Source organism: Gardnerella sp. KA00718 (genome assembly GCF_049244285.1).
In the GTDB taxonomy this organism is placed as follows: Bacteria; Actinomycetota; Actinomycetes; order Actinomycetales; family Bifidobacteriaceae; genus Bifidobacterium; species Bifidobacterium vaginale.
In genome coordinates this window covers 1,503,843-1,519,600 of sequence record NZ_CP058370.1, presented here as the reverse complement: position 1 = coordinate 1,519,600, position 15,758 = coordinate 1,503,843, and the positions used below count along the sequence as shown (strand labels likewise).

Below are 15,758 nucleotides of genomic sequence, written 5' to 3'. Positions count from 1 at the left end.
AATCAGCTGGCATTGAGGTATTGTGCGAATACTTCGATACCAGCTGATTTATTGTAATTTATTGTTATCTATTCTGGTTTTTTTTTAATCTACATCAGCTGAAACTGCATCTTTAACTGTTTCAAACCCATCTTTTCTGAGTAAATCAGCAAGTCCGCGCTTTAGAACAGTTATTTGTTGAGGACCTCTATACATAAGAGAAGAAACGAACATAACTAGGTCAGCTCCACTTCTAATCTTTTCATAAGCTTGTTTTGCAGTAAATACGCCACCTATTCCAGCAATAGCAAAGCGAGATCCGAACTCGCTTCTAGTGCGCTTAATAAGATCGTTGCTTGCGGCAAATGTTGGAGCCCCAGAGATTCCACCTTGCCAATCTGCAGGAACGTCTAGCCCATCTCGATTCTTGCGCAAATTTGCAATGCTCACGCCATCAACCTTATGCTCGCTTAAAACGTCTAGCAAAGACTTAAATTGAGGCCATCCGCCCTTTAAGTTCAAAGGCATTTTTACAAGAGTTGGCTGAGGTCTGCTAACTTTATCTAAAACACTAAAAAGCTTATCTAAAGCATCTGGATTGCTAAAAGGCTCGCCAGCCATAGTGTTTGGACAAGAAATGTTAACCTCAATCATGGAGCTTTTGCCACTTGCTCGCTCCATAGATATGCGATAATCTTCAATACCTTCGTCTAAATCACCAACAAGATTATCATTGGTGCGCGCAATGCTCACAGAAACACGCATGCTTTTAGCATTAGTCCACGCTTTTTCCACTCTAGGAATCACAAACTCGCTGCCATCGTTAGCAAGACCCGCATGAACAAGAAGAGAATCATATTGCGGAAGCCTATGATACCAAGGTTTAGCGTTTCCTTCGCATGGGCGAGCAGTTGTGGAGCCAACTGTTTCAAAACCAAAGCCAGCGTTGTCTAGAACTGTGCACAAATCGCAGTTTTTATCGAGTCCTGCGCTTAATCCAAATGGATTCGCAAAGTCCACTCCCATAACTCGCGTTTCTAAAATTGGATCCGTGTAATTGAGCATTTGCCGCAAAAGCCACATTAATCCAGGAATGCGCTCACTCGTCTTGCAGAAAGCAATCATGCGATCGTGAGCTTCGTCTGGTGGAATGTTAAACACTAAGTGCGGCTTAATTACATGCTTATAGCTAAAGGTGAATAAGTCTGTTGCAGCTTTGTTCACAGCATTGTGTAAAGAATTTTCAGATACATAACCCATAACTCAATATTATACGACATTCAATATTATGCGACTTTCCGCTTTTTGTTGTTGATTTTGGTGTGTTGAGCTACAAAATGCGGAGTTGTTTTTCCGAGTTTGTACCAAATTTGATCTAAATCACGTACAATCCCGGGCAGGTCCTGTCGTTCGTGCGGTCTAAGCGCTTTACCGCGCGTAGTATAGTAGCACAGCTATATTTGTGAGTTATGCCTACTTATGATTTGGGACTAGAACGCGTATCGCTTGAATTTGCAACAAAAACTATTTTTAGAAATGTGACTCAAGGCGTTTTTGAGGGAGACCGTATAGGAATTGTTGGAAAAAACGGAGACGGAAAATCCACGCTTCTTAAGCTTCTTGAGGGTAGTATGGACCCAGATTCTGGCAGAGTTACGCGTAGAAGCGGATTGACATTTGGCATTTTAAGCCAGCGAGATCCACTGGACGATAATGCTACAGTTCGCCAAGCTGCATTGGAGAATCGCCAGGATTATGAGTGGGCTGCTGATTCAAAGTCTCGCGAAATTGTTGAGGCTCTTCTTGGCGGAATCAATCTTGAAGCTAAAGTTGGTACGCTTTCTGGAGGTCAGCGTAGGCGTGCGGATTTGGCTAGGTTGCTGTTGCATGATTGGGATATTTTGGCTTTGGATGAGCCTACGAATCATCTTGATGTGCTTACAATTCATTGGCTCGCAGAGCATCTTTTGCACAGGTGGCAAGACGGGCAGGGCGCGCTTTTGCTCGTTACGCACGACAGGTGGTTTTTAGACGAAGTTTGCTCTTCTATGTGGGAAGTTCACGATGGAGCAATCGACCCGTTTGAAGGCGGATACAGTGCGTACATGATGCAGCGTGTTGAGCGCGAACGTCAGGCGGATGTTCGCGAGGAGCGCAGGCGGAATTTGGCTCGTAAAGAGCTTGCGTGGCTTTCTAGGGGTGCTCGCGCTCGTTCTACAAAGCAAAAATTCCACGTTAAGCAGGCTCGCGAGCTTATAGCAGACGTTCCGCCAATGCGAGATACTCTTGAGTTGAAGAGAATGGCAACTTCTCGACTCGGCAAGCAAGTTGTTGATTTGATTGACGTTACGCAAATTTTTGAAGATTCGTCAAATCCTGCTGGAGCCGATGCAGATATTGTAAAATCGCCATTTTCCCAGCCTACACATGATGGTAGCGTTACGATTTCTGTAGACGAATCGCAAGCAGCCGCACAGTCGCAAGAATCGCAACTATCGCAAGAAGAATCGTCATTAAAAGAAACGTGTGCAGCATTACAAAAAACGATTAGCGGCCGCATGATTTTAGACAATCAAACGTGGCTAATAGGACCTGGAGACCGATTCGGCATAGTAGGAGCTAATGGCGCTGGAAAATCAACACTTTTAAGCATAATCGACGGCTCTTTGCGTCCAACTAAAGGGCACGTAAACATTGGTAAAACTGTAAAATTTGCTGTGCTTTCTCAACGATTAGAAGAGCTGGAAAAGCTTGGAAAATATAAAGTCAAAGAGGTTTTGAGTAGATATAAGCCAAGTTACATAATCGACGGCAAAGAAGTAACTCCTGGTCAACTTATGGAGAGGCTTGGTTTTAAGCCAGAGCAGCTTATGACACCAATTGCAGATCTTTCAGGCGGCCAGAAACGCCGCATGCAATTGCTTTTGATTCTTCTAAACGAGCCAAATGTGTTGATAATGGACGAGCCTGGAAACGATCTAGACACCGACATGCTTGCAGTTATGGAAGATTTACTAGACACATGGCCAGGCACTTTGATTGTTGTATCTCACGACAGATACTTGCTTGAGCGAGTGACTGATCAGCAATTTGCATTGATTGACGGCAAGATTCGCCATCTTCCAGGCGGAGTTGACGAGTATTTAAAGATTATGGAAGACTATGAGCGCGCAAATATGCAAGAATCTAAGGCAGATTTTGAGGCGAGTTCTAGGGCGGTTGCTGGCGATTCGTCAGATGCGGATTCTGCGGAAAAATCCAATCAAAAATATGAAGCAAAATTAAGCGGAAAAGCTTACTACGATGCTACTAGAAGAGTTTCAGCAATAGAGCGAAAACTAGAAAAGCTTGAGGAAGAAAAAAGCGAGATTGAGCAAAAAATGGCTAGCCATAATCCTAGCGATTTTGTTGGCTTGCAAGAGCTTAACGAGAAGTTACAGGCGAATCAAAGTGAGTCGAGCGCGTTAGAAGAAGAGTGGCTTGCGCTTAGTGAGCAAATTTGATGCAAAAGTCTACAGTTTTTGCATTGCGATTTTGCTCAAGATTAATGCTGCATGCTAGTTAATGCCGCGTGCTAGATTGTTGAATTATGGCTCAAATTAAGGATATGTTGGAATCTGTAAAACCTATTCGCTTTGATGGCAGAGATGTAGACGAGTTGCGACCAGTAAAAATCACGCGCAATTTTACAAACGTGCCAGAAGGCTCCGTTTTAATCGAGTGTGGTAACACGCGCGTTATGTGCACTGCCACTTTTACTATTGGAGTTCCGCGTTGGAGACGAGACACTGGTTTAGGTTGGGTTACAGCCGAATACTCAATGCTTCCAAGAGCCACTGCCGAGCGCACTGATCGCGAGTCTGTTAAGGGCAAAATCGGCGGCCGCACGCACGAGATTAGTCGCCTTATTGGTCGCTGCCTTAGAGGTGTTATAGATATGAAGGCAATGGGCGAGTGTTTGATTCAAATTGATTGCGATGTTCTTCAAGCAGATGGCGGCACGCGTACAGCTTCGATTACGGGCGCATATGTTGCTCTTGTAGATGCGCTAAATTGGGCAGAAAAGCACAAGCATATTCGTAGTGCTAAAAACGTTCTTAAAGACTCTGTTTCTGCTGTTTCTGTAGGCGTGATTAATGGCACTCCAATGCTTGATTTGCCGTATGTAGAAGATAGTCAAGCAATGACAGATATGAATGTTGCTATGACTGGTTCTGGCAATTTTATTGAGATTCAAGGCACTGCGGAACATCGCCCGTTTAATCGCGATGAGCTTAATGTTTTGCTTGATTTGGCAGCTAAAGGTAATCGTGAGCTTCAGGCTGCTCAGCGCGCTGCTTTAAGTCAAAATTAAATAAAGTTTATATCTATATCTGTTTATTCGATAAATTACTAAGGAGTGGCGAGCGTGAAACTTGTTGTGGCAACGCATAATGAGGGTAAACTCGTTGAAATTAAGCGGATTCTTAACGAAGAGTTTGTGGAAATGTCGGAGCATATTGAGCTTGTTACTGCTGGCTCTTTGGGGCTTCCAGATCCAGTAGAAACAGGCGTGACTTTTGAGCAAAATGCGTTAATCAAAGCTAGAGATGTTTCTTTAAGAACTGGTTTGCCTGCAATAGCAGATGATTCAGGTTTGATTGTAGATGTTCTCGGAGCTGCTCCAGGAATATTGTCTGCGCGTTGGAGCGGTGTTCATGGAGATGATAAGGCGAATAATGAGCTTTTGCTTAAACAGCTTGAAGACATTCCAGATCAGTGTAGAACAGCACGATTCCGCTGTGCTGCAGCTTTAGCTATTCCTAAGGGTTGTGGTGAAACAGAACTTGAAAACAGTATGTGGAAAACAAATGGTTTTGAAACTGTTCGCGTTGGAGAAATGGTTGGTAGACTGATTAGAGTTCCACGCGGAGAGAATGGTTTTGGTTACGATCCGCTTTTTGTACCAGATAATCAGCCTGTTAGAAATGGCATTCAAATGCAGGATTTGACAAGTGCTCAGCTTAGTCAAGAAGAGAAGAACGCCATTTCACACAGGGGCAGTGCGTTACGAGCGCTTTTGCCAGAGTTAAAAGCTATGTTCCTTGGGCAAACTAAGTAAATAAACTAAGCAAACCAGAAGTAAACTATCTGATTTGTAAAATTGGATTTGCGATTTTTAATCTGTGAACAAATCTTTAGATATGATAATGCGATTTTCAGCAACCTGCTTTAAATGCTTGCCATAATTGCTTTTACCATATTTTTCTGCAGACTCAAGCAAACGCTCGCGACTAATCCATTGATTCTCGTACGCAATCTCCTCAAGCACTGCGATTGGCAGTCCCTGCGCTCGCTCTATTGTGCGCACAAATTCGCCAGCTTCGTAAAGCGAGTCCATTGTGCCAGTGTCTAGCCACGCGTATCCGCGACCAAGAGTCATAACGTTTAGTGAGCCATTTTCTAAGTACATTTTGTTAAGGTCCGTAATCTCAAGCTCGCCGCGTGCGCTTGGCTTAACTTGTTTTGCAAACTCTGTAACTCTGGAATCGTAGAAGTATAATCCTGTAACAGCATAGTTCGATGCTGGGTGTTCTGGTTTTTCTACTATGCTAACGGCTTTGTGATTTTCATCAAATTCCACAACGCCGTATCTTTCTGGGTCGTCTACGTAGTAGCCGAATACTGTAGCACCGTGTTCTACGCGTGCAGCGTGCTTTAAAATAGCTCCCAGGCCATTTCCGTAGAATATATTGTCTCCAAGCACGAGCGCGCAAGAATCGCCATTTATAAACTCTTCTCCGAGTATAAATGCTTGAGCAAGACCGTCTGGCGATGGCTGAACTTTGTAAGATAAGTTGATTCCAAATTGTTCTCCGCTTCCAAGTAGCCTTTCAAAATTCGGCAAGTCTTGAGGAGTAGAAATCACAAGAATATCTCGGATTCCAGCCATCATAAGCACGCTAAGAGGGTAATACACCATTGGCTTATCGTAAACTGGCAAAAGCTGCTTAGACGTTACTGTAGTAAGTGGGTATAGGCGTGTGCCAGAACCGCCAGCAAGAATAATGCCTTTCATCTTTGAAACATCCTTTACTTGTTGTTTTGTTCAATTCTATTTACGTAAGACTCAAGCAAATCTTCCCAATCGCATGGCGTAAATCCAGCGGACTCGATTTTTTGCAAGTCAAGTGCGCACTTGTGTGGTCTAGGAGAGCCATTAGATATGCGCGTGTAATCGTCTACGCGATTTGCTTCGATTTTGCTTGTGTCTACATTAAGTTGTGTAAACACTTTTTGAGCAATATCGTGCCAAGACGCGATTTTTCCTGAACCTGTAAGATTGTATGTTCCGTATTGTGCTTGAGTGTTTAGAAGATGGAACATGCCTTTTACTAAGTCGCTTGCAAAAGTGAGTCTGCCAGTTTGATCTATTGGCGCTTGAACACTAACAGATTCGCCATTTTTTAAACGGTTTGCAAAGTCAATCATGCGCGTTACAAAGTTTCGTCCTTCTCCGACAATCCAGCTTGAGCGAATAATATAATGCTGTGGAACGTTTGCTACTAGAGAATCTGCTGCAGCTTTTGTTTCGCCGTACACGCCTAGTGGTGCAAAGTCTTCGTTTTCTTTGTGATTTTCTTGAGTGCCGTCGAAAACATAGTCGCTTGAGATGTGCACAAGAGTAATGTGGTGTTCTTGCGCTATTTTTGCAAGATTTGCCACTCCTTTAACGTTGCTATTCCACGCGGCTCTTCGCCCTTGTAGCGTTTGCGCGCCATCTACAGACGTGTATGCTGCTGTGTTAATAATCGTTCCGTACAAATCCCAGTCGTAGCGGCTGTAATCGTCTTTATTTGCTATATCGAAGCTATCTAAGTCTACGTACTCAAATCCTTCTAAATTATTCTCTTTAGCATAATTTTGTATTGCGCGACCAAGTTGACCGTTGCATCCAGTTACAAGAGTGCGTTTTGGTGCCATTGGCTTTGCGTTTTTTAGCATTGGGTGGTGTAAGTCAGCTTCGCTGCGCTCGGATTCTTCTAAAGGTATTGGCCAATTAATGTGTAAATCTGGGTCTGCAAGGTTTACAAAAGTGTATGTTTTCTTTTGCTCTAGTGACCAATGTGCGTTTACTAAATAAGTGTATGCCGTGCCATCTTGCAAAGCTTGGAAGCTGTTTCCTACGCCTCTAGGAACGTAGATTGCTTTGCTAGGGTTTAGTGTGGTTGTGTACACTTGACCGAAGCTTTTACCTGGTCTTAAATCCACCCATGCGCCAAATACTTCGCCAGTAGCAATGCTTATGTATTTATCCCATGGCTCTGCGTGGATGCCTCTGGTTACTCCGCGTTTTTCGTTGAACGAAATGTTGTTTTGTACGGGTCCAAAGTCGGGGAGACCTAGAGCCGTCATTTTTGCGCGCTGCCAGTTTTCTTTGAACCATCCGCGGTTATCTCCGTGTACTGGAAGATCAAATACGATTAAACCTGGAATATTGGTTTTTGTAACGCTTAGTTCTTTTTCAAATTCCATAGCATCCTACAAATTCTTTATTTTTGATTAGATTTATGACTATTTTTGGCTAGATTTGCATACAATTTGTATACAAGCAGACTTGACTTTTAGGCGATTCACTGCCCTTGAGCTTTGTACTTTGCTTCAGTCGCGCTTTTAGCGCCTTCCCACCATGCGCGATTTTCCGTGTACCATTTGATTGTTTGCTCTAAGCCTGTTGTAAAGTCTGTGTGCTTTGGTTTCCATCCAAGCTGTGTTTGTAGCTTTGTGCTGTCAATCGCGTAGCGGCGGTCGTGGCCTGGGCGATCTTTTACAAGGTCAAAGTCGTCTGCATCTTTGCCCATCATTTCAAGAATCATGCGCAAAACTGTTATATTGTTTTTCTCGCCATTTGCACCAATCAAGTACGTGTTTCCAAGCTCTCCCTTTGTGAGGATTGTCCAAACAGCACTGCTGTGGTCTTCTGTGTGAATCCAATCTCGAACGTTTAAGCCTTGACCATACAACTTTGGCTTAATGCCTTCTAAAATATTTGTGATTTGGCGCGGAATAAACTTTTCAACATGCTGATATGGTCCATAGTTGTTTGAGCAATTGCTGATTGTTGTGTGCAAACCGTATGTGCGAGTCCATGCGCGTACCAACATATCGCTTGCTGCTTTTGTGGAGCTGTATGGGCTGGATGGGTGGTATGGCGTCTCTTCTGTAAATTTAGCTGGGTCGTCTAATGCCAAATCTCCGTACACTTCATCGGTAGAGATGTGGTGGTATCGAATCCCGTATTTTCTAACTGCTTCGAGTAGTCTAAAAGTTCCTTCAACATTGGTTTTAAGGAATGGTTCTGGGTTTGCAATGCTGTTGTCGTTGTGTGATTCTGCAGCGTAGTGCACAATTGCGTCGTGCCCTGGAACGAGCTTATCTAAAAGCTCTGCATCGCAAATATTGCCGTGAACAAAGTCAACTCTATCTTCTGGCAATCCTGCAATGTTTTCAATATTTCCGGCGTACGTTAACGCGTCTAGTACCGTTACGTGCGTTTCTGGGTGATTGTTCACTACGTAGTGCACAAAATTAGACCCAATAAAGCCGCATCCGCCAGTTACAATTATGTTTTTTGGCTCAAAGTTTGTTGTGTTACTCATGTTTTCCATAATATCCTCTTATATGCCTTTTGCTTTTTAGTTTTGATTATTGTTTAAGATTGTTGTTTATGCTTTATTGTTTAAGCTTTCTCGCATTGCGTTAAATGCTGGCTCGGCTTGACCGTCGTAAATCATGTGTGAATGAGACAGCACTATGCAGCGAGAACAAAGTTGCTTAATTTGATCTTCGCTGTGCGAAACAATTACCATTGTTTGCCCTCGTTTTTGCTGCTCTTTAAGCCTAGTAATGCACTTGTGTTGGAAAGCTTCATCTCCAACTGCAAGAATTTCGTCGATTAAGAATATGTCTGGATCGCTGTGCGCTGCTACAGAAAACGCCAATCGTAAGAACATTCCAGAAGAGTAGAACTTAACTTCTGTATCCATAAAAGGCTCTATTTCGCTAAAGTCTACTATTGATTGGTATTTATCGTCTATTTCTTCTTTTGTCATTCCAAGAATTGCGCCGTTAAGATACACGTTTTCGCGACCAGTTAAGTCGGCAGCAAATCCTGCTCCAACTTCGATTAGTCCTGCGATTCTTCCGCGCGCACAAACTTCGCCTTCGTCTGGTTGCATAACTCCAGAAAGCATTTTAAGCATAGTAGATTTTCCAGATCCATTCATGCCTATTAGTCCAACAGTTTCGCCGCGTTTAATAGTAAAACTAACATTGCTTAAAGCTGTAAAGTTTTGTGTCTCGTGCTTTTTAGACGGCGGTGTTAGCAAGTTTACAATCGACTCTTTAATCGAATGATTTGCTCGCAGCGAGAATCGTTTAGTAACGTTGGAAACGCTTAACACAACGTCTTCTGGAAGTGTGTTATAAGGCTTATTCATATATAACTCCTGCTGCTCTTAAAAGTAAAATCCACAAAATCTTAGTAAGCTTAAATTTCTTGAGCAAACTTGCCTTCAAGATGTCTAAATGTAACTTCGCCAATAAGTAGTACAGCAAATGCGACTACAAGGCTTTCGCAAAGTCTTAAAGACCAAGCTCCTGCAAATTGGAAAGTGCGATCTGTGGCATTTAGCCAGAATCCGCGGTGGAATGCTTCAACGCTTATTGCAATAGGATTTGCATAATACATCTCTAAAACCCATCGTGGTGCGTGGGCTGCAACCATTTGCCATGTGTAGAAGCACGGCGCAAGCCATACGGCAACCATTGCTACTAAGTCTGTAATATTTTCTGCATCTCTGTAAAAAACGTTTATTGCTCCAAAGAATAATCCAAGACCAAACGCAAACGTACACACGCTAATAAATCCGATTATTGCCACTATTACGCCTGCAAAATCTGGAATCCACCCCATGCATAAAGCTCCGATTATAAGCACGATTACTTGTGGGAAAAAGTGCACAAAAGCAACTCGTAGCGATGCAAGTGGGAATAGTTCTCTAGGAAGATAGATTTTTTGTATTAAGCCAGCATTAGAAAGTATTGATCTTGTGCAATTAGAGAATGCTTCTACAAAAAAGTTTGTTACTATAATTCCACTAAAAAGGTACAGTGGGTAGGCTTGAATTCCGCCTCCGCGGCCAAGTCCTAAGAAAATTCCCATTGCAACGTAGAACACTACAAATTGCGTTATTGGCTTTACGTACGTCCAAGCCATACCGAGCCACGAACCGCGATATCTTATTCGTACTTCTTTTTTTACAAGTAAGTCAAGCAAATAAAGGTACCTTGGAATGTCTATCAAACCTTTGCTTCTACCAGGGTGATAGATGGCGTCAGACTTTGTTGTCATCGCTGCCTTTCTTGCAAAATTTGCAGTGTGTATGCACATATAACTTTGTTAAGTTTACATTTGGGGATTGATTTGATTCAATATTTGGCTAAATATTTGGTTAAATTATGCGCAGTATTGTGAGCAGTATTATGCGAGATATTATGTTCATCATTATATGTAATAATTTTAGCTTTTAGATTAGTTGTTAATGTGATTATTTTGTGATTATTTTGTGATTTTTATGTGATTATTTTGTGCTTATATTGTTCTATTTATTTTGGCATGTTTGAAAGTTTTTATACGCTGCTAAACTGAAAAATTATGAGTAAGCGAATTCTTGTTACTGGTGCTGGTGGGTATATTGGTCGTCACGTTGTTAAAGCTCTTTTAGATGCAGGCGCTAGCGTAATTGCTTCCGACTTGCGTTTAGATGGTGTTGATGAGCGCGCAACGCGTATTGAAGCGAATATTTTTAGCGATGATGCTGATTTGTTTGCAAAGCTTGGGTCTCCAGACGTTTGCTTGCACATGGCTTGGCGCAACGGTTTTAAGCATGCTGCAGACACGCATATGGAAGATTTATCGAACCATTACCGCTTTATTCGTCTTATGCTTCAAGGTGGCTTAAAACAGATTGCTGTTATGGGTTCTATGCACGAAGTTGGCTACTGGGAGGGTGCTATTGACGAGAACACGCCTTGCAAGCCAGCTTCCATGTATGGCATTTCTAAGAATGCTTTGCGCGAAGCTACTTTGCTTTTAGGTAAAGAGTATGATGCAACTGTTCAATGGATTCGCGCATACTACATTGTTGGCGACGACGCTCGTGGAAACTCTATTTTCTCTAAGCTTCTTCAAGCTGCTCAAGAAGGAAAGAAGACTTTTCCGTTTACTACTGGCAAAAACAAATACGACTTTATTAATGTAGACGTGTTAGCTAAGCAAATTGCTGCAACCGTTTTACAAGATAAAGTAAATGGCGTAATTAATTGCTGCACGGGGGAGCCTGTTTCGCTTGCAGACCGCGTTGAACGTTACATTCGCGAGAATAATCTTGATATTTCGCTTGAGTATGGCGCATTCCCAGATAGGCCTTACGATTCTCCAGCAGTTTGGGGAGATAATAGCAAAATCCAAAAGATTATGAGTGATTTTCTAAAATAGTTATTGCAAATCGTAACTTTTCTGGATTTTTAATGCTAAATTATGGTTTTTAGAAAGGATTAACATTGCGTGAAACATTGCAAAACAGCAAGTGCCCATGCATATATTTTGTTCTTCCTTGCTACAACGAGGAGCCTGTTCTTTCGCAGACTTCTAGTATTATTTTAAGCAAAGTTACTTTTCTTATTGAAAATAAGATTATTTCGGATTATAGCCGTATTCTTTTTGTGGATGATGGTTCTAGAGATTCGACTTGGAATATTATTTGCGATTTACACCAGTCGAATCCTTCGCTTTTTGGCGGTGTAAAGCTTGCGCATAATCGTGGACATCAAAATGCTTTGCTTGCTGGCTTAACTACAGCATATAAATCGGGTTGCGATGCTGCAATTTCCATGGACGCCGATTTGCAAGACGATGTTGATGTTGTTGATCAATTTATTGCAAAATATGTGGAAGGCTACGAGGTTGTGTATGGCGTTCGCTCGTCTAGAGAAACAGACACGTGGTTTAAGCGCAACACTGCATTAGCTTTTTACAGTGTTTTCAGATGGATGGGCGCAGAAACAGTTCCGAATCATGCCGATTATAGACTTATGGGCAAGAGTGCGTTGAAGGCTCTTTTGGAATATAAAGAAGTTAATCTTTTCTTGCGTGGTATAGTGCCATCTATTGGCTTTAAGTCAACAAAAGTTGAGTATGTGCGTGGTAAGCGCAAAGCTGGTGTGTCTAAGTATCCGCTTAAAAAGATGATTTCGTTTGCTATAGATGGCATTACATCTTTTTCTACTAAGCCTTTGAGTTTTGTAACATTTGCAGGATTCGCGTCTATTTTAGTTTCACTATGCGTATTTGTTTATGTAATAGCTTCTGTTGTGCAAGGAAAAGCAGTTGCTGGCTGGGGCTCTGTTATGTTCTCAATGTGGTTTATTGGTGGATTGATTATGCTTTCAATCGGCATTGTGGGCGAATATATTGGAAAGATTTACATGGAATCTAAGCATCGCCCACGTTACGAGATTGAAACTACTATTTAGATATTTATATATTTAGGTATCTAAATTCTTAACTACTACTTAGTGCTTATTTTGCATTGGTTCAGAGAATTTTACGACTATATACTTGTTATCTAAAACAGTAGTGCATTTATCCGAAGGCCAAGAAGGCAGATTTTGTGCGGCCTTTTCTGCGTTTATATAAACGGATTCTAATACAGGATTTTTCATTTTAAATCCAGTAGTTGAGCGTATGAAACCAGTTTTTACCCATGTGCCGTGAAGAGTTGAGAATCCAATCTCAAACATTGATCGTCCAATAAGTTCAAGCTGATTTGACTTAAATTCACTAGGATTGTAGTCTGCTATGTGATTGCCAACGAATATTACTTTAAGAGGATTTTTATGATTTGCTTGTAGTACTTCTATTCTTCTAGCAACATCTTGAGCAATGTAATAGTCTTGGTTATAAGTCATGTATTCCGTGTAATACAAGCGATTTACTGTAAACGACTGACTTAATCCAATAATTGCAAGAAGAATGCATGCAATAATCGTTGTTAAAGTCTTTTTACTAAATTGCATAATGTAATGTAACAAATACATGCATGCAAAAGCGCCAGCAAGCGGGTATGTTAGTTCCGTTCGCGCTATTCCAGATGTGCCAAGTATTACGCTCATCATCATGGGGCTTGCAGCTATAGCAATAGCAAAAATAATAGTAAAAGCGTTAAGCTCTTTACGAATCACTTGAACAATAGTTAATAACACTAAAGCGATTAATGCAATTGTTATAAATACGCTATGGAATATTGTTCTTCCTAGATACATGTTTATTGCACGTGAAAGTATAGCATAAATGATTTTTGCTATAGGGTCTTTACCCCAACGCATTTGTTCTTTAATGTACGGATCCGTGAAGGTGTGGTTGGTAGCGATAACAATTTTATTCAAAATCACATAGCATGCATAGCTTGCTATAAACACGCAAATATACGTAAAAACGTAGCTTACTATGTTCTTGAATTTGCATGCATAGTCGCCCTTAATTATTAGTGCAATCATGGCTGTTCCAGCAATAAAAACAGTAGTCATTGCTAAGTAGAGAGTAAAACCAAAAATCGCAAAAATAAGTGCCATTAATGCGTATGCTAAAAGAGTTTTAAGTTCTTTACGATTTTGGTACGCGTTATGCGCACACATAAGCGACATGCTAACAAACATTAGCGCACAAGCTACGTCATCTCCCATAAGCAAGAATCCAAGCATTTCTGCAAGAATAGGAGCGCTTATAAAAGGAATCATAAATAAAGCTGGGTGGAATTTTGCGCCCAAATTGTGCGCTTTGCTAAACAAGTATGCCCATGTTGTTGCGGAAGCAAAAAGCGCAAGAATCATTAAGATTCCAGCTAATGAATTGTTATACCAGTATCTTCCTGTAACGTACTTAAAAGCCAGCAAGCCGAAGCGTTCTAGGCGAATCCAAGAATTGTAAAGAGCCTTAGATCTAGAGATCATTTCTTCTGTGTCTATAGAAAAAGTGTTAGAAAAAGCTTTTTGACCGTATGCAATAATCAAAAAAATCGCGCTTATTGCAAGTTCTGCAACATTAGATTTGCAAAAATCAATGAAGTCTTTAAAGGAATACGTTTTTTCTATAATTGCTCTAGTTGTGCTAGTTGAGTTGCTTTTTTTGCCGCATTTTGCAAGTGTAGCTGAATCTTGTAGTTGATTAGTGTTTAATTCTTTAATACAACTAGAGTCTGCTTGATTCATACTACAACCCTTCTATGTGTTTGACATGCATGTGCTACTTGTCACTAAAAAATATACTATAAGATTTTAATGCGTGACAACAATCTAAAAACTGATTGTGTTTAGTAGTACAATAGATATGATTTGTGCTATTTTACCGATTAGTGTGCAATGGAGACGATTTATGAATCCTGCAATTTCCGTGGTGGTTCCTGCGTACAACAAGGAGCCGTATATTAAGCAGTGCATGGATTCACTTGTTAATCAAACTTTTAAAAACATTGAGATTATTGTTGTTGACGACGCTAGTACAGATAATACTTTGCAAATTTTGCGCGATTATGAGCATAAAGATTCTAGAGTAAAAATTATTGCTAAAGATCATAATTGCGGTAGGCATGTTGCGCGTAAAACTGGTGTTCAGTCGACTAGCGGTGATTACGTTCTTTTTGTTGACGCAGATGATGAGATTGATCTTAAAGCTTGCGAAGTTCTCTACTCATACGTTACTAATAATCCTGCAGATATATTGCATTTTGGTGTTTCTATTCACCCAGAAGGCAAATCAGATGAAGATTTTGCATACAGCTACGATCAAATGTATGCGCAAAATAATGGTGATCAAACTGGCGATAATATTATTAAATCAACGTTTTCTAGTGATTTTCCGCATTGGACACCTTGGAATGTTATAACAGCGCTTTTTAAAGGTGACTTAGTTCGAGATTCGTTTAAAAAAACAGTTTCAACACGACTTTCTAAAGCAGAAGATGCTTACGAATATTTCGCTATTGCAGCCTTTGCTCAAACTTTAAAAGACTTAACAGCGTTTCGCGCGCTTAAATACCATATTGGCAGAGGAATTTCTGGAAGATCTAAGATAAGCGTTGAAAAATTTACTGTAGAACAACGAAGTGTTAAAGATGTTGTAAGCGCTGTTTACGATTTTGCTAATGATTTTGCTAAAGAGCCTTCGATGAAAAGTCGCAAGCAAACCATTGAAGAAGCCTCACGCTGGTTTGATAATCGTGGATTAAAAATAGTAAAAGATGAGTTCTTTACAAGACTAAAAGTCGAGGATTTTCAAGAAGCCATAAACGCTGTTATTGAAACATGGGGATTAGAACGCGCGTGCTCAATTGTGCTAGAAAAGCTTGTAGACCTTATGAATCAAGTTGTAGAAAGCGATTGCATAATAAAACACGGTTCAGTGTGTGATGTTCTTCTTAACGTTTATAGAAATATTAAACCAGATAGTTTTAAAGACAAACAAAACACAACTTACGATAAGCAAGTAGACTTAATGTCTTTGCATATTATGCAGGTTCATCAGCAAAAATATGAAGAAGAACAGAAACGTTTGCAAATTGAAGCGCAAAAACGTTACGATGCAATGCCAGTGTATAAGCGTTTTGCAAAAAAGATAAAAAATATTGTTAAAAACTTAACTAAATCAAAGAATGATAAATAAAGTCTAAAAAATAAATTTG

General features: G+C 40.8%; 13 protein-coding genes. 6 read left to right on the top strand and 7 right to left on the bottom strand.

The genetic code is table 11. The features are described 5' to 3' along the window. Nucleotides 1-84: 84 nt before the first annotated feature. Nucleotides 85-1,239: a quinone-dependent dihydroorotate dehydrogenase gene (locus HXT55_RS06170; protein WP_064622906.1), complete on the bottom strand. Its 1,155-nt coding sequence runs from the start codon at nt 1,237-1,239 to the stop codon at nt 85-87. A 209-nt stretch (nt 1,240-1,448) separates the two neighbouring features. Here HXT55_RS06170 and HXT55_RS06165 point away from each other — a divergent pair, with 209 nt between their 5' ends. The 3 genes from HXT55_RS06165 (at nt 1,449) to HXT55_RS06155 (ending at nt 5,080) form a co-directional block, all read left to right on the top strand. Further along, nucleotides 1,449-3,482, top strand: coding sequence for an ABC-F family ATP-binding cassette domain-containing protein (locus HXT55_RS06165; RefSeq protein ID WP_064622904.1), 2,034 nt, complete (start codon nt 1,449-1,451; stop codon nt 3,480-3,482). Between the two features lie 86 nt (nt 3,483-3,568). Continuing rightward, nucleotides 3,569-4,333 carry a ribonuclease PH gene (gene rph, locus HXT55_RS06160; protein WP_004112121.1) on the top strand — a complete coding sequence of 255 codons (765 nt, stop codon included), beginning with the start codon at nt 3,569-3,571 and terminating at the stop codon, nt 4,331-4,333. A 54-nt stretch (nt 4,334-4,387) separates the two neighbouring features. Next, nucleotides 4,388-5,080: a non-canonical purine NTP pyrophosphatase gene (locus HXT55_RS06155; RefSeq protein ID WP_004116970.1), complete on the top strand. Its 693-nt coding sequence runs from the start codon at nt 4,388-4,390 to the stop codon at nt 5,078-5,080. Nucleotides 5,081-5,137: 57 nt separating this feature from the next. Here HXT55_RS06155 and rfbA read toward each other — a convergent pair whose 3' ends face one another. From rfbA to HXT55_RS06130, 5 genes are all read right to left on the bottom strand, one after another. Further along, a complete protein-coding gene (rfbA, locus tag HXT55_RS06150; RefSeq protein ID WP_004112125.1) occupies nt 5,138-6,037 on the bottom strand; it encodes a glucose-1-phosphate thymidylyltransferase RfbA in 900 nt (299 codons plus the stop codon). Nucleotides 6,038-6,051: 14 nt separating this feature from the next. Then, on the bottom strand, nt 6,052-7,494 hold the full coding sequence (locus HXT55_RS06145; protein WP_004112126.1) for a sugar nucleotide-binding protein: 1,443 nt from the start codon (nt 7,492-7,494) through the stop codon (nt 6,052-6,054). A 98-nt stretch (nt 7,495-7,592) separates the two neighbouring features. Then, nucleotides 7,593-8,627: a dTDP-glucose 4,6-dehydratase gene (gene rfbB, locus HXT55_RS06140; protein WP_004112128.1), complete on the bottom strand. Its 1,035-nt coding sequence runs from the start codon at nt 8,625-8,627 to the stop codon at nt 7,593-7,595. A 57-nt stretch (nt 8,628-8,684) separates the two neighbouring features. After that, the gene (locus HXT55_RS06135) at nt 8,685-9,356 is read right to left on the bottom strand and encodes an ABC transporter ATP-binding protein (RefSeq protein ID WP_373271522.1); all 672 of its coding nucleotides are present in this window, start codon (nt 9,354-9,356) and stop codon (nt 8,685-8,687) included. Between the two features lie 152 nt (nt 9,357-9,508). After that, complete coding sequence (locus HXT55_RS06130) at nt 9,509-10,372, bottom strand: ABC transporter permease (protein WP_004112141.1); 864 nt, start codon at nt 10,370-10,372, stop codon at nt 9,509-9,511. Nucleotides 10,373-10,675: 303 nt separating this feature from the next. Between HXT55_RS06130 and HXT55_RS06125 the strand changes: the two genes are divergently transcribed. After that, nucleotides 10,676-11,518, top strand: coding sequence for an NAD-dependent epimerase/dehydratase family protein (locus tag HXT55_RS06125; protein ID WP_004575020.1), 843 nt, complete (start codon nt 10,676-10,678; stop codon nt 11,516-11,518). 65 nt (nt 11,519-11,583) lie between these two features. Continuing rightward, nucleotides 11,584-12,555: a glycosyltransferase gene (locus tag HXT55_RS06120; RefSeq protein WP_004575000.1), complete on the top strand. Its 972-nt coding sequence runs from the start codon at nt 11,584-11,586 to the stop codon at nt 12,553-12,555. A 39-nt stretch (nt 12,556-12,594) separates the two neighbouring features. On the opposite strand, the gene HXT55_RS06115 is transcribed toward HXT55_RS06120, so the two are convergent. Next, complete coding sequence (locus tag HXT55_RS06115) at nt 12,595-14,289, bottom strand: glucosyltransferase domain-containing protein (protein ID WP_020760530.1); 1,695 nt, start codon at nt 14,287-14,289, stop codon at nt 12,595-12,597. 163 nt (nt 14,290-14,452) lie between these two features. On the opposite strand from HXT55_RS06115, the gene HXT55_RS06110 reads away from it, so the two are divergent. Next, complete coding sequence (locus HXT55_RS06110) at nt 14,453-15,739, top strand: glycosyltransferase family 2 protein (protein WP_101892069.1); 1,287 nt, start codon at nt 14,453-14,455, stop codon at nt 15,737-15,739. Nucleotides 15,740-15,758 lie beyond the last annotated feature (19 nt).

Excerpts from the sequence above, each read along its gene's own strand:
- HXT55_RS06170 (WP_064622906.1), bottom strand. The coding sequence starts at position 1,239 with ATGGGTTATGTATCTGAAAATTCTTTACACAATGCTGTGAACAAAGCT.
- HXT55_RS06165 (WP_064622904.1), top strand. The coding sequence starts at position 1,449 with ATGCCTACTTATGATTTGGGACTAGAACGCGTATCGCTTGAATTTGCA.
- rph (WP_004112121.1), top strand. The coding sequence starts at position 3,569 with ATGGCTCAAATTAAGGATATGTTGGAATCTGTAAAACCTATTCGCTTT.
- rfbA (WP_004112125.1), bottom strand. The coding sequence starts at position 6,037 with ATGAAAGGCATTATTCTTGCTGGCGGTTCTGGCACACGCCTATACCCA.
- HXT55_RS06145 (WP_004112126.1), bottom strand. The coding sequence starts at position 7,494 with ATGGAATTTGAAAAAGAACTAAGCGTTACAAAAACCAATATTCCAGGT.
- rfbB (WP_004112128.1), bottom strand. The coding sequence starts at position 8,627 with ATGGAAAACATGAGTAACACAACAAACTTTGAGCCAAAAAACATAATT.
- HXT55_RS06130 (WP_004112141.1), bottom strand. The coding sequence starts at position 10,372 with ATGACAACAAAGTCTGACGCCATCTATCACCCTGGTAGAAGCAAAGGT.
- HXT55_RS06125 (WP_004575020.1), top strand. The coding sequence starts at position 10,676 with ATGAGTAAGCGAATTCTTGTTACTGGTGCTGGTGGGTATATTGGTCGT.
- HXT55_RS06115 (WP_020760530.1), bottom strand. The coding sequence starts at position 14,289 with ATGAATCAAGCAGACTCTAGTTGTATTAAAGAATTAAACACTAATCAA.
- HXT55_RS06110 (WP_101892069.1), top strand. The coding sequence starts at position 14,453 with ATGAATCCTGCAATTTCCGTGGTGGTTCCTGCGTACAACAAGGAGCCG.